The sequence below is a fragment of the Pseudomonas sp. LRF_L74 genome (genome assembly GCF_965644255.1).
Classification (GTDB): domain Bacteria; phylum Pseudomonadota; class Gammaproteobacteria; order Pseudomonadales; family Pseudomonadaceae; genus Aquipseudomonas.
On record NZ_CBFFRH010000004.1, the window covers coordinates 117,133 to 131,931 of the forward strand.

9 protein-coding genes are annotated in these 14,799 nt (G+C 64.3%); all 9 read right to left on the reverse strand.

Annotated elements, in window-relative coordinates; genetic code table 11:
- Positions 1-3: 3 nt before the first annotated feature.
- The 9 genes from ACSZPK_RS11970 to ACSZPK_RS12010 all read right to left on the reverse strand — a co-directional run bounded on the left by ACSZPK_RS11970 (position 4) and on the right by ACSZPK_RS12010 (position 14,493).
- On the reverse strand, positions 4-1,485 hold the full coding sequence (locus tag ACSZPK_RS11970) for a purine-cytosine permease family protein (RefSeq protein ID WP_437881685.1): 1,482 nt from the start codon (positions 1,483-1,485) through the stop codon (positions 4-6).
- Between the two features lie 274 nt (positions 1,486-1,759).
- Positions 1,760-2,353 carry an ANTAR domain-containing response regulator gene (locus tag ACSZPK_RS11975; RefSeq protein WP_437881686.1) on the reverse strand — a complete coding sequence of 198 codons (594 nt, stop codon included), beginning with the start codon at positions 2,351-2,353 and terminating at the stop codon, positions 1,760-1,762.
- Between the two features lie 11 nt (positions 2,354-2,364).
- Positions 2,365-3,483 carry a transporter substrate-binding domain-containing protein gene (locus ACSZPK_RS11980; protein WP_437881687.1) on the reverse strand — a complete coding sequence of 373 codons (1,119 nt, stop codon included), beginning with the start codon at positions 3,481-3,483 and terminating at the stop codon, positions 2,365-2,367.
- Positions 3,484-4,127: 644 nt separating this feature from the next.
- Positions 4,128-4,937 carry a YfaP family protein gene (locus ACSZPK_RS11985; protein ID WP_437881688.1) on the reverse strand — a complete coding sequence of 270 codons (810 nt, stop codon included), beginning with the start codon at positions 4,935-4,937 and terminating at the stop codon, positions 4,128-4,130.
- A gap of 5 nt (positions 4,938-4,942) precedes the next feature.
- On the reverse strand, positions 4,943-6,571 hold the full coding sequence (locus ACSZPK_RS11990) for a DUF2300 domain-containing protein (protein ID WP_437882005.1): 1,629 nt from the start codon (positions 6,569-6,571) through the stop codon (positions 4,943-4,945).
- A 204-nt stretch (positions 6,572-6,775) separates the two neighbouring features.
- Positions 6,776-11,332, reverse strand: a complete 4,557-nt coding sequence (locus ACSZPK_RS11995; protein ID WP_437881689.1) for an alpha-2-macroglobulin family protein — start codon at positions 11,330-11,332, stop codon at positions 6,776-6,778.
- The gene (locus ACSZPK_RS12000) at positions 11,329-11,979 is read right to left on the reverse strand and encodes a DUF1175 domain-containing protein (RefSeq protein WP_437882006.1); all 651 of its coding nucleotides are present in this window, start codon (positions 11,977-11,979) and stop codon (positions 11,329-11,331) included. Before ACSZPK_RS12000 ends, ACSZPK_RS11995 begins: the two co-directional genes overlap by 4 nt.
- Positions 11,964-13,682, reverse strand: coding sequence for a DUF2138 domain-containing protein (locus ACSZPK_RS12005; RefSeq protein ID WP_437881690.1), 1,719 nt, complete (start codon positions 13,680-13,682; stop codon positions 11,964-11,966). Before ACSZPK_RS12005 ends, ACSZPK_RS12000 begins: the two co-directional genes overlap by 16 nt.
- A 19-nt stretch (positions 13,683-13,701) precedes the next feature.
- Complete coding sequence (locus tag ACSZPK_RS12010) at positions 13,702-14,493, reverse strand: YfaP family protein (protein WP_437881691.1); 792 nt, start codon at positions 14,491-14,493, stop codon at positions 13,702-13,704.
- Positions 14,494-14,799: the final 306 nt, after the last annotated feature.

Below are 14,799 nucleotides of genomic sequence, written 5' to 3' on the forward strand. Positions count from 1 at the left end.
TCCTCAGACGGTGGCCGAAAGGGAATCGGGGCGTGGGCCAGGGTGATCGCTGGACGGCTGCCAGGTGGTCTGCACGTCCCTGGGGAACTGGCTGAAGTAGTAGCGGCCGCGGGTGGCGAGGCTGAACGTGACGTGCAGCACCGGGCCGACCAGCATGGCGATGAACGAGGCGTAGTAGAACGGGTAGGCGCCGAGGATACCGGCGGCGCCGATGGCCACGGCGATCACCAGGGCGAAGGTGCCGCACGGGTTCCACGAACGCAGGTACTCACGGCGGAACTCGATGAAATCACTCGGCGCCAGGTTGAGCATTTTCCGGCAGACGAAGTAGTCGGCGAGGATGATGAACACCCAGGTGTTGGTGAGGATGCCGGTAATGGCCAGGAAAGTGGCGGTGTACTGCAGCACGTTGAACACGTAGAACACCACGCCCAGCAACCACACCAGGAGCATCCACCACTGCCGGCCGGGGCGGAAGTTGAAGGTCATGTCCATGGTGTTGGACAGGGCGATGGAGCCGGAATACAGATTCATCACGTTGATGCGGATCTGCGTGATGATGGTGAAGATCACCCCGGTCAGGGCGATCACGAAGGGAAAGACGAAGCCCGGATCGAGGGCCTGGGCGTAGACGTCGCCGCCTTCGATGTGCGGCATCAGGGTGTAGGCGAGGAAGGCGCCGCAAAGCATCACCGCAACGATGGGAATCAGCATACCGAGCATGATCGTGGCCGTGCCACCGTGGCTGATGCCGGGTTTGGCGAAGCGGCCGTAGTCGGTGGCCAGCAAGCCCTGGAAGACGATCTGGCCGTTGGCCATGTTCATCACGATCCACAGCGACGTCGCACTCACCTCACCACGCGGCAGCCAGCCGCTGGGTCCGACGGCGTCGTAGTTGTGGGTCAGTTGGTACAAGCAGAAACCGAACAGCACGATGAAGATCGGCACGCCCCAGGTCTGCAGGAACTGCATCGACGACATGCCCTTCCAGACGAACCAGATCGCCACCAGGCCGATGGCGGCGAAGATGGCGATGCCTGCCGGCGACGACACTTCGATGCCCGCGTAGTGGGCGATGGCGTGGGAAACGATGGTGCCTTCGAAGAGGAAATAGAAGATGAAGTTCACCGCGTAGATCAGCGAGGTGAACGCCGAGCCCATGTAGCCGAAGCCCAGGCCGCGGGTCATCAGGTTGAGCGACAGGCCCTCCTTGCTCGCCAGCTTCATCACGCAGGCGCCGATGATAGTCGCCAGGATCACCATGTAGGCGATGGGCAGCAGCAGGGTCGGCCAGCCGACCTGGTAACTCATGTCGGCACCGAGGCTGAACCAGAACATGGCGGTGGAGTTGCCCAGCAGCACCAGGATGATGGCCGGGATCGGCCAGCGGTAACGGCTGGGTACGCGACCGACCGCGTAGTCCTCGACGGCCTCCGCCTCGGTGATGTCCTGTGGTCCCTGGAACCACGCTTTCAGTTTGCTCATGGGGCGATCCTCTACGGATGGAACTGATGGGTATGGACGGCAGTTGAAAAAGGGCGACGCGTTTTTCAGGCATGCGTCTGCCCTGCCGACAGCCCGGAGGCGTCGGTGAAATGTTTTTTTCGAGGTAGGGTTTAGAACCTGCTCAAAGGCTCGCGAGCTAGAGCAATGCAAGGCAAAAACAGGCGAGGACGCGGAGTTTACGAGCTGTAAATGAGCAGTCCGAGCCTGTTTTTAACGCAGCAGTGCCGACGCGCAGCAGACTTTGAACAGGTTCTTACGGAGGGTGTGAGTGCTGCTCGATGATCGTTTCAGCCACTGCTTCCATGCTGCAGCGCTGGCTCATCGCATCACGCTGGATGCGCTTGTGCGCGTCGCGCTCGCCATAACCGTGGCGCAGCATGAGCAGGGTCTTGGCCATGGATATCTTCGACACGGAGGAATGCTTCACCTGCAACTGACGGATCTGATCGAGCATCTCTACCTTGCGCTTCCAGGCGACCCGCGCCATCAGCACCTGGGTCAGCAGGCCGAAGGGTTTCAGCGGGCGCTCGATCACCGCCGCCGGGCGGGTTTCCAGCAGCAGTTGCAGCATCGACGGGTTCTCGTAGCCGACGATGGCGATGATCGGCGGGGCGTCCTCGCCGAGCCCGGCGCACAGGGCGAGAATGGCGTCGCGCTGCTCCATCTCCACCGCCAGGATCGCCACGTCGGTGGCCGGCAACGCTTCGGGCACCGGCCAGCAGTGCTGGACCACGCAACCGATGCGTTGCAGGTGGCTGCTGACCACGCGCAGTTCGTTGTCCTGCGGATGCACCACCAACACGTTGAGGCCATTGAGTTCGCGCAACAGACTGGGCGTCGTGCTCATCGCTCGGCTCCTCAGGCGTGCAACTGATGGTCGATCATGTAGGGACTCGGCCGCACCGCCGCCGGGCTCTCCTCGATGATCACGAAACGGCCATTGCGGTCGACCCTTGCCACCCGTGGCCACAACCAGGTGTGCTGGGTCTGCGCGTCGATCCACACCTCGCCCTGTGGCGCGGTGAAGCGAACCTGGGCGAGCGCCTCGCGCAGCTCCTCCAGCGAACCGCCCGGCACCTGGCGCGCGGCCAGAGCGAACAGGTGCACCTGGAAATACGCCGCCTCGGCCCCCGAGGTGATCGGCGCATCCGCGCCATGGCGAGCGCGATAGCGCCGCACGAATTCGCGACTGGCCGGATTTTCCACGGTATCGAACCAGGGCGCCACGCAGATGTGCCCTTCGGCCACCTCGGCAGGCATCAGGGCGATCTCCGCCTCGTTGGTCGACTGGCTGAGAATGGGCATGCGCGCCGGGTCGAAGCCCGCTTCGCGATAGGCCCGGTACAGCGTGGGAATGTCACTGCCGACTGTAGTCGAGTAGATCGCATCGGGCGCCGCATCGCGCACCTTGTTCATCACCGCGCGGAAGTCGTCCAGGCTGGAGAAGAACGGCAGGTAGATTTCGCCGACCACCTCGCCACCGGCCTGTTCGAACAGGTCGCGCATGATCCGGTTGGACTCGTACGGGTACACGTACTGGCAGCCGATGAAGAACACCCGCTTGCCGAAATGGCTGAGCGCGTGCCGTGCCAGTTGCACCGAGTTCTGGTTCGGTGCCGCGCCGGTGTAGAAGCAGTTGGGCGAATACTCGAAGCCCTCGTACAGGGTCGGATAGAACAGCAGGCGGTGACGGCTTTCGATGATTGGCAACACAGCCTTGCGCGTGCTCGACATGTGCGTGCCGAACAGCACCCGCACCTGGTCCTCGTCGCACAAGCGTTGTGCCGACTGGCGATAGTGGTCGGGGGTCGGGCCGGTGTCGCAGGCCACGGCTTGCAGCTCCACACCGTCGATGCCACCGGCAGCATTGACCTCATCGATGGCCAGGCGCGTGGCGTTGGCCTGGGTGGTCTCCACCGCGGCGCTCAGGCTGCTGCTGGAAAACAGCAGGCCGACCTTGAATCCGCCAGCGGCCATATCAGCGTGCCTCCGGGACAGAGGAATGAAAGGTCATGGGATTCTCCATGCAAGCCAACGACACTCGTGAGCGCAGTTGAACAACCGCGCAGGCGAAGCGAAAGGGAGAGTGTTGGCGGAAAGCGACCAGAGGAAAAGAGGCGCTTTCGAGACCGACGGCGCTGTCGGCAGGGAACGTGGAGTGAGCCGCAAGGCAGGATCGCATCGTTGGGATCAGGCTTGCCCGAGGCGGTAAAGGCTCGATATGGGAAGCAAAGCAGGTTTCGCGCCAGCTCAGGCAAAACCAATAGAATCAGCAGCTTGTGCTGTCATGGAAAAACCGGATGGCAAGCGAGTGGGTAGAAACTGAACATATCCTTCCCACCCTGCACGTTTTCAGTGCGAAAAATCTTCACAGTGGGGACGGCTAAATCAGCGATTCAAATAGGGCCATTGCGCCGGCGATAGAATGGCTTTGCACGCCATCCGGTGGATCTGGGAGAGCCGTCATTCCCGCGAAGGCGGGACAGCGGCACCATCGCTGAACAGCGCTTGCGCTGGCCCGAAGGGGAATAACCCAGATGCTGCGACGTACTTGGTCCCCCGCCTTCGCGGGGGTGACGGAAACAGGCTGTTTCGGCGCATTCATAGGGCAAACCACAGGCTCACGGATAACTGAAGCGCTTCACCAGCGTCAGCTCGCCCGGCGCGCGCATCGGCACGAGGAAGGTTTCCTGTTTCTCGTTGGGCGTGCCTTCCTCGGTGAGGATGGTCACCTGGGCGGTGGTCAGGGCCTGGGCCGCTTCGCTGTTGCCTTCTTCGTCTTCGCCGTAACCGCCGCCGTAATAGTTGACGTAGACCAGGTACTGGCCCTTGAGCGGAGTCGGCGAAGCGATCATTTCCGGGCCATAGCCGGTGGTGACGTCGACGTCCTGGGCCGCGCCGTTGGGCAGTACGCGGTCGCCGTACCAGACGTGGCCGCCATCCGGTGTGACCAGGTGCAGGTCGAGATCGGTGTTGTCGCTGTCCCAGGACAGCACCACGCGCAGGCGGGCCGCGGTCTGGCCATTGCCACCGTTACCGTAGAACTGCACGCGCTTGCGCGCCTGACCGTCGGCGCTGCGCACTTCCACGCTGTTACTGCCGGAAGGAAAGACGAAGGGCCGGTCGAAGCTGCCGTCGTCCTGCACCTTGAGCGGCATGGCGATGCCGTTGACCACCAGGCGCGCCGGGCCGCCGCCGGGCTTTGGCTGGGCCTTGATCTGGCCACGGATGCGCGCGGTGTCGGACTGGCCGGCATCGACGTTGACCGAAGAGGCCGGGTAGTTGACCTGTTGCGAGAAGGACGCGCCCTCCCCCGAGCCCTGGCGCCAGCCACCGACGGGCGTATCGATCCTGATTGCGTCGGCGGCGAGCACGGCCAGCGGCAAGCTGCAGGTCAGGGACAGAAAGAGTGCGGACAGGCGCAGGTTCATCGCGGTCATTCCAGAAGAAGGTGGCGGGCCAGGGTTTCGACATAGGTTTCGTCCTGGCCGTTGGGGTGGGCCTCGAAGGCCAGGTGCAGGTATTCGTGGGTCAGGTCGAGGCGATCCTGCAAGGAATACAGGCCGCGTACGAAGATACGCCGACGCTCTCTATCGACATAAGGCCGCCCTGACATCAGCTTGCACACGGCGAACTGGCGCGTCTCGCCGTAGCCCGGCTCGGCATCCAGGCGCTCGCGCCATTTGCCCTGTTGAACCAGCAGCCAGGCCTCGGCGGCAGGCAGTGCCTGGCAGGCGGCCACCGGTTTGTCCCAGCGGGTCAGGCTGGCGCGCGGGAAGGCATGGGCGAGGATGGCATCGTAACGCAGCCCTTGCTTGGCTTGCGCCACGGCCTGGGTCCAGGCCAGGCGCTCGGGGCCTGGGATATCGGAGTGGTAGGTGACCGGGCTGCCGGCCAGCACCAGATCAGCCGTCCAGGCGGCAATTTCACGCGGAGCCGCTGCGGCCGGGCGCGGTGCGACCCGCTGATTGGAACTGCTGTCGGCAATGGTCAGGCAGTCGCCATGACGCCCGGCGTTTTGCAGCAGGTAGGTACGGATCGCCACCGCCAGGGCCTTGCCCGCCTCGGCCGGTTGTGCCGACGCCTCGCGCTCCAGCACGCGGGCCACGTACTCCTCGCGCTCCAGGCGCGCAGTCAGTTGCGGCGCGGCGCCATCGCGGGACAGGTAAAGCTCGCCGGTGCTTTCGATGGGCAAGCGATTGCCGTTGGCGAACAGCACCTCGTAGTGACCGCGCAGCACGCCAGCGCCAGCCGCAGTCTGGCTGCCAGCCTGATAGACATCACGCAGCGGATAACGCTGGAACAGGCTGACTTCGACGCAACGGCCGGCATCGGCTGGCCAGGTCGTCGGCAGTACATTGCTCAGCGCATCGGCGTACTGGCCGAGGACCATCTGGCTGGTGCCCTCGCCGCCCGCCCACAGCGGCGTGCCATCGACCAACCAACCGGCGAAGCCGCCTTGGCGCGCGGAGGCATCGCCATCGGCCAACCAGCTCCAGGTCTTTATCCGCAGACGTCCACCCAGGGCGCCAACCACCTTGCCATCGTGGGAATCGAGGACCACGTCGAGCAGGGTCTGACGAGTCTCCTCCTGGGCCGGCAAGCGCTGCAGGATGTCGAGCAATTCGCTGACCGGCACCCGCGTCTGCGGCTTGAGCCGGGCTAGATTGGATACCCAGGTCGGGCTGCGGCGGGTCTGCCAATAAGCGTTCCATTCGGCATCGGCAAAGCCCAGCCGCACCGGATCGAAGTACAGGCCGCAGGACTGCACCAGGGCACGGTCACGCTCGATGCTCTCACCAGTCTTGCAGCAATAGACTTCTTCGCGGTCCTGGCCTTGGCAGGTGTAGGGCGTTTCCGGGCGATGGTTGTCGACCAGATAGGCGTAGACGAAGAGTTTCCACAGGCTGCCCAGCGGGGTTTGCAAATCCTTGGGCAAGGGCTCGCGGGTGATCACCTGCTGACGGTTGAGTTGCAGCAGTTCAGCGCCATTGGGGGAATCGATGGCCAGGCGCAGAGGGGTTTCGCTGGCTTGGGCAGACCAAGACCCAATCGAAAAAAAGATACCCCAAACGCAGCCCCAAACCGTAGGAGAGCTCGCTCCTACACGGTGCCTGGAAGAACGTAGGGTGGACGACGCTTTACCCGTCCACCACGACGCCGCCTTGGTGGATGGAAAGAGCGTCATCCACCCTACGAGAGCAGGCAAGTCCGTGTGCCCCGCCCGACTGGGCAGGGAGCATGACAACGAGCCGACCCGACGCACCGATCACTCGACCTTGAGCGTGCCCAGCGCTGGCTCTTGCTCCAGCGCCTGGTCCTGCGGTGCATACATGCGCTGGTAGCGCACGGGCGGCAGGTTGAACTGGCCTTTCTGCGAGAAACGCACCAGGTGGCGTACGGTCACGCTGCCTTGCAGGCTGTCCAGCGGCACGGCGTAGAGCAATTGCCCCGGTTCGTGACGGGCTTTCTCCAGCGGCGCGGCCTCTTCCGAATCCAGACCGGAGACCTGAATGCCCCAGGTGATACGTTCCACGTCCGCCCCCGGCGGCAGCGGCACTTCGACGATACCGTAGCGCAGCGGGGTTTCCTGCTGGGTGCTCAGGGTCACTTCGTCGAGATACAGCGCATCGCTGGACAGGGCCTCGCCTTGTTTGACCACCTTGACGCTGAACTCGAACGCCTTGTCGCCCGGCACCAGGCGCAGCAGGCGGCGCTCCACGCTGACCGGCAGGTTGCCCTTCGGCGCCTCGGCGCTGTTGAAGGTCACCGCCGCATTCACCGGGCGGCCCAGCTCGGCCGGCAGTTCCAGCGCTGTCGGCAGGCCCTGGCCTTGCCATTGCCAATACGCCTCACCACTGGCGCCTTGCTGCTGTTTCCAGCCAGCGCCCGGATTCAGCGCTTCGCCACGCGGCGCCTGAGCCACGGCGCGTTGCAGCCAGGTCAGCGCCAGGGCGCGTTCCAGGGTTGATTGCTCCGGCGCCAGGCGACGCAGAAGCTCGCTAGCCTTGGCCTGATCCAGTGCAGCCAGGCTCAGCCTGACCGTCTCGGCGAACGGATGCTGGCTGGCGTCGACTGTCTGCTTCGCCAGTTCAAGCTTCGCGGTGAAAGCTTCCGGCTCCTTGACCTTGGCTTCGCGGGCTAGGTCGTCGGCCAGCACACGGGCGATGGCCAGGCCGAGTTTCGAGTCCGGCGCCATCATCACCAGGCTGGTCTCGCCGTCGTCGCCCGGCACTGCCTCGTCACCAGCACCCGCATTGCCAAGGTCAGTCAGCAGGCCTTCCAACAGGGTCGCTACCGGCAGTTGCATGTCACGGGCGAAGCTCAGCACCAGTGCGCGCTGCAACAGCGGCGTGGTCGGCGCCTGCTTGGCATAGACCTCGAGAATACGCGCCCAGTGATCGGCCGGCAGGTCGATTTCCAGGGCGCGGCTGGCGTGCCAGTCGGCATAGTAGGCATACGCCGTGAGGAAGGCATCCGGCTCACCGTCACCGCCCCACCAAGTGAAGGCCGCTTCCGGGCCGGCCATCTGCACCAGGCGCAGACGGCTGTTCTGCATGATCAGACGCAGGCGGTCGCCCACGCGCGGCTCGCCCTTGGCCAGGGTCGGATAGGCCAGGCTCAGCGGCAGCAGGCGGCTGGAGGTCTGCTCGACACAGCCATACGGATAAGCGATCAGCGCATCCAGGTTGTTGTTGAACAGCGCTTGCGGGCTATCGTCCAGACGCAGACGCACATCGCTGGCGTCGGCAGGCAGACTGAGTACGTTGCTGCCAGCATTAACGTCGAGGGCACGGGTCTGCAGGGTCTGCCAACCGGAGCCGGCGACCTTGAGGCTGACGCCAAGGCCGTCGACGGTCTTGCCGTCCTGTTGCAGTTGCGCGGTCCACTCGCCAGCGGACAAGGCCATTTCCGGCAGCGCCACGTAGTTGATGCCTTTGTCCAAGGTCAACGGAATGCGTTGTTCCTGGCCAGCGTACTGGGTGACCAGCTCGGCCTTGGCTTGGCTGTCGCCCTGATTGAACACGAACACGCCCTGGGCCGGTTTGTCGCCGGCACGGTAGGCGGTGGGGCCGCTCCACTTCAGGTACAGCGGTTTTTCGGAACGCACGAACTGTTTCTTCTGACCGACCTGGCCGTCTTCATTCACCGCACGCGCGGTGATGCGCCAGCGGGTCAGCGAGTCGGGCATGCGGAAGGTGAAGCGCGCCTTGCCGTCGGCATCGGTCACCAGGTCCGGTTGCCAGGCGGCGGTGTCGACGTCTTCGCGACGCGGTCGCTCCAGCACCTTGACCCCACGCTCGCTGCGGTTGGCCCGACCGGGTGCGGTCGGCTGACCCGGCAACGCCACGTCGTAGCTGATGAACGCCAGGCTGGCGCTGGTGCGCACGTTGTTACGACGCGGGTGATAGAAGAACTGGTCGATGCCCGGGGCGATTTCCGGCTGCAGGGCGTAGATCATTTCATCGACCACGCTGACAGTCAGGCGTGCGGCGGTCGGCTTGCCGGCATAACGGGTGTCGATCTCGACGGTGACGGTGTCACCCGGCTGGTACTGCTCCTTGTCGGTCTTCACCGCGATGTCGATCTGCGGCTGGGCGACCTTGATCCCGGCGTTCTGGAAGCTGTAGTCGCCGCCCTTGGTGTAGAGGGTGGAGAAGGTCAGGTTCGGCGAGAAGTTGTCCTTCACCGGGATGCGCGCGCGGTACTGGGTGTCGTTGAGCTTCTCCAGCTTCAGCCAGTCGCCACCCTTGGACAGCAGCGCGGTGGCCTCGACGTTGTCGCGCTCCAGGGTCAGCAGTGCATCGCTGACCGGCTCGGGGAAGGTGATCAGTGCCAAGGCTTCGTCACCCGCGTGGTATTCGGCCTTGTCGAGGACGATTTCCACGGTGCCGGCCACTGCCTTGACGCCGTCGCCGCTGACCGAATGGCCGGTGGCGCCGAGGATCAGGCCGTTCTTGTCCTTGAGCGTGATGCTGTAAGTGCCGGGACGGTCGAAGGTCAGGCTGAAGCCATCCTTGCCCGCCTCGACGTCGGCGCGCTTGCTGCTCTGGTCTTCCAGGCGCACCCACTCATAGGTGGCCGGCTTGAGCTGGCTGTTCTGCTCGCTGCGGAAGCTGAACGGCACCGCCTCGTTGACTGCACTGAAGCGTTGCGGTGCGGACAGCACATAGCGCGAGGCGCCGCGCTCGATGAGGATTTCCTTGCTGGTCTTGACCCGGTACGCCGCACCATCGCTGGCGAACACGCTGAGCAGGTAACGGCTCGGCTTGTCCGCCGCTGGCAGGTTCAACGCCGCACGACCTTCGCCGTCGGTTTCCAGTTCGCTGCTGGTCAGCTCGACCGGGAACTGGCCGAGGTACTGCAGTTCGTTATCGACCATCGACAGTTGCTGGGCACGCAGGCTCAGTTGCAGGCGCGCGTTCTTCACCGGTTTGCCATCCGGGTAGAGCAGCACCAGGTTGCCGGTCACCGCTTCGCCGGTACGGAAGTCCGGCTTGACCAGGTCGAGGGAAATCTCGAAGTGCGGCTTGATGTAGTCGGCAACGCGGAAGGCACTGCTGTAGAGCTGGTCACGGTAGGCGAAGCGCAGTTCGTAACCGCCGGCGATAGCGTTGTCCGGCAGTTGGAAGCGGCCCTGGGTGCCGGACTTGCCGTCCAGATTCAGGTCCAGGCTCTGCAGCTCGGTACCACTGGCGTCGAGCACGCTGAGCTTGACCGGTGCGGCCTGCGGCGCCACCGAGTCGCGGGCGTTCTTGAACTCGCGGCCGACGATCTTGACGTTGACCCAGTCGCCCGGCCGGTACAGCGGACGGTCGGTGAAGGCATAGAGCTTGGTGTCGTAGATTTCGCTGTCGTAGTAGAAGTTTTCCGAGACGAACACGCCGCCTTCGGCATCCTCGCCGATCACGTAGGAACGCTCGGGGCTGGCATGCTTGAGGCGCAGCAGGCCCTGTTCGTCGGTGCTGCCGCTGCTCATCACGCCGAGGCCGTCGGTCCACAGCACCTTGGCGTTGGCCACGGCGCTGCCTTCATGCTTGCGCGCCGTCCACACCAGCAGTTCGTCGCCGGCGATCTTGCTCACCGCCACGCTGTTGGAAACGAACACCACGGTCGTCGCACGGTACTTGCCGACCAGCGCCTCGACCAGGTACAGGCCCGGCTTCAGCTTGCCCAGCGGGATATAGACGTTGCCCGGGTTGACCTTGATGAAATCGCTGGACGAACCGGACAGATCGACGCCCTTCGGCGGCTCGATGGGCTTGGCGTCCCACAGCGGGTAACGGAACTGCGCCACCAGCGGCAGGCCTTTCATCGGTGCGAATTGCGGCTGCGCGTCGTATTGGGTCGGCGCGGCGATGGCCGAGCCCATCTTCAGCTCGGGCGCCTCCTCGGTGACCTGCTTGCGCGACTCGTAGGTGAACGCACGCTGCATCACCCGCCGCGACTTGCGGTACCAGTTGTCCCACAGGTAAGCCAGGGTGTTGGACAGGCCCTCACCCTTGAACTGCCCCTCGGCCATGACCCGGTGCAGGTTCTTCTGGCGCTTGAGGAACTCCAGCGGCTGTTCCAGGCGATAGACGCGCATGTCGACGCCGCCGTACTGCTCCATGCGATAGCGGCGGTAGTCACGACCGGGGGCCTCCAGGCGGACCTGGGCCACTTCATCGGTGGCGAAGCTGCTGTCGGCGAGCAGGAAGAACGATTCGCCGCTGACCGGCGCGTAGCCGCTCGACGGCACCGCGTCCTCGGCGTTCGTGCTGGTGAACGGCAGCAGCAGCGCAGCGCACAATGCCAACCCGCGCCAGGCGCTCACGGCGGTCATCGTGCGAGAAACCGCAGACGATACACACCGATGAAGTTGGGGTTGGATGGGTCGGGTATCCATCGAGTGTCCTTCCATGCCATGAGTTGTTGCAGGCTCACTGAGCGCATGCCGTTGTCTGTTGGGGTGGTGGTACCGGTGTGATAGGCGATGTCGCGGCCCATCCAGATCATCAAATGCTGATCGTCACCCTGGTCGAAAAACATCAAATCGCCGGGCCGTGCCTGATTGAGGTCGCGGCCGACGAACTGGCTGTTGTGTTGAATCAGCTTGATCGCGTTCACGTACGGGCCGACCTTGCCGCCGCCCTGCTGCCAGGTCTGCGCCAATTGCCGCTGGCCATCGCTCAGTTCCAGCTCCGGCGGCAGGTAGCGGTTGGACAGGCCATTGGCGCGCAGCCACTTGGCGTCGTGAACCTTCAGCGCCTCGTTGGCGGCGAAACGCACCAGGCCGGCGCAGTCCTGCTGGTGCCAGCGCGGGCTCGGCCCCTGGCGCAGTTGCTCCTGGGCGATGCGCACGAACCAGGCGCGGAACACCTGGGACTGCTCGGGATCCAGCGGCGCGGCTTCCTCGGCGCGCAGCGAGGCGCTGCCCAGCGCGAGCAGCAACGCCAGCAGGGGCAGGTGCCATCTCACAGCGCCTTCCATTCCAGCGGCAGCCATTGCCAGTCGTCATCGGCCTTGGCGTTCGCCGGCAAGGCCAGGGCGTACTTGCCATGACCGGCCAAGGCCTTGAGCTTGGGCAGCAGCAGGGTCTGGGCGGCGTTGCGGAACACGGGTTCCATGTCCGCCGGCAGGCTGTCGAGGGTTTCCTGTTGCAGCAGCGCCGACAGCGTATCCGGGGCTAGGTAGGCCGGAACCAGAGCATCCTTGGGCAGCACGTCGGCCAGCGGCGGGAAACGTTTGTCCAGGGTGTTCAACGCCTTATCCACCAGACGGTCATCGAGGGAGAACAGCAAGGTGCCCTCCTGGCGCGCCAGAGTGATACGGAAGAAACCATTGGCGGCCAGGGTATCCGGCTCATCCGCCGCACTGGCCGGGTATTGACCGAAATTGGAACTGCTGACCCGTTGCCAGACCTGGGCATTGCCACGTTTTTCGGAACTGACCGGGAACGCACCATCTACCGCGTTGGCTTCCCAGGCGCCGATCACGCCACCGAACAGCTTGCCGATACTGGCATCCAGTTCAGCGTTCGGCGTGGCATCGAGCTGGGCGACCAGCAACGGCGAATGCAGGCGCGATTCGGGATACCAGCACAGGCCGGCCGCACCGGTGAAATGTTCGGTCAGGGCCTTGGCCACCGAGCTCTCGGCGCCGACCTTGCCCAGCAATTTCTGCGGCAGGCTCTGGTTGACCGGCAACGCCACGCAGGCACTGGCACCCATCGGCATGGCGCGCCACACCGGGGAGAAGTCGAAACCAGGCTCGCCATCCACGTCGGCCAAGGCCAGGTAGCTGTGCCAGCCTTTGTCGTCCATCTCGAAACGCAGGCCGGCGAACGCCGGGACGAATCGCTGGTAACCGAAGGCCAGGTAATCGCTGCTCAGGGCAATGCGGTGGGCCTGCTTACCGCGGGCATCCAGGCCGAAACGCTTGGGCAGGAAGTCGTCGCCTTCGAGCAGCGCCTCGACACTTTCGGTGGCACCACGAGCCTGTTGCGCACCTTCATAATCACCATCGAACAGCATGCCGGGGCTGGACAGCACCAGCAGCTTGTCGCCGTGGCTGGCCAGCAGCAACGCTCGCTCGCCGTTGTAGCGCAGGCGATAAAGCGGCACCACGTCGCCATCCACGCGAAGCTCGCCGGTCTGGCGCAGTTGCGTGTCGTCGGTGGCCGCATGCAGCAGCGGCTCCAGCACACGGGCCAGGCCGCCACGGTCCATGACCAGGGCGAAATACTTGAGCTTGCCATCGGCGCCATGCCACAGGGCGACACTGGCCGGCTGGTCGAGCAGTTCGTCGATCAGCGTGTCTTTCAGTTCGAGGTCATGCTCGTAGATGATCCGCCGCAGGCTGCCGGTCACGCCGAGACGGTCGGCGTTGGCCTCGTAATAGAAGACGAAGTCCTCAGTCAGGGTGTCGCGCAGCAGCGGCACGCTGAGCAGGTCCTTGGGCAGGCGGCTGAGCGATTGGCTCTCGATCAGCGCGTCGGGCCGGCTCAGGTCCAGTTGCAGCTCGCTGGCCTCGCCCAGTTCGCGGACAGGCGCGGGCGTGTGCAGCATCCAGCCGATGAAACCAGCGGCGCTCAGCGGCACGACGACGCCCAGGCCGATCAGCAGTCCGCGCAGGCTGCGCTTGGACGAGGCATCGACAGGCGCCGGGCCTTGCGTCGGGGTGTTTTCGCTCATGTGATTATCCGGCGGTCCGTTAATAGTTGAAGGCTTTGATGAATTGCAGGTCGCCGATGCCACGCAACGGGACCACGAAGGTCTCGCGCTTCTCGTTCGGCGTGTTTTCGTTGAACACCAGGCTGACCTGCGAGGTGATGACCTCGTTCTGATTGCTGCCAGCCTCGAAGTTGTAGCCGTTCTCGTTGAGGTTGCCCCAGTAGTTCACGTAGACCAGATAGGTGCCGCGCAACGGCGCGGTCATGGTGAACATCTCCGGGCCGGGGCCGTCGACGCTGTCGGTATCCAGGCCGCCGCCGTTGCTCATCACCGGGGCCGCCCAGTAGGCGTGCTGGCCATCGGGGGTGACCACGTGCAGGTCGAGCTCGGCCTTGGGGTCGTCCCAGCCAAGGACGATGCGCACACGCGCCGGGGTCTTCAGGTGGTTGGCTTCGTAGAACTGGATGCGCTTGATCGACTTGCCGTCACCGCTGACCACCTCGACGCTGTTGGAGCCGGCACCAAAGTTGTAGGGCCGCACGAAGCGCCCGTCGTCATCGGTATAAAGCGGCAGCGGGTTGCCGTTGACCACCAAGCGGTGCGGCTGGCGTGCGCCCTTCAGGTTCTTGAGGGTACCCTCGATCATGCTGCGGCCACGTTGGGCGCCACGGTCGATGGGGGGCGTGGGGTAGGCGACACGAGGCTGATCATCCCGATCAATCAGTCCGGAAAAACGCCATCCGCCGGTAGGCCCTTCCAGCTCGGCAGAAGGCTCTGCCAAGGCCACTGGCACCATCATGGCCAGGCCAACGAACGACAACAGCCTGCGCATATCAGTCCTTTAGAGCGACAGCAGTGTTGGGAAAGTTCGTAAGGCTAGCGACTCGCCATGGCGTTTACAATCGCACAACGGCACTAGCTTTAAATCTTTTGCAATGGTGCACAAAGGCGAGACAAGCAGGCTGGAGGATTGAGGCTGAAGGCTGTACGGACCGGGGGCTGGCGGGACACCACAAGGTGTTTATGACAGGCGAATCCGGGTGGACCGGGACGCGCAGCGCGTAGGGTGGACAACGCACAGCTTGTCCACCAATTGGCAGCTCAGGCTATCGAGGCCAAACCCGTTATCGAAGTATCT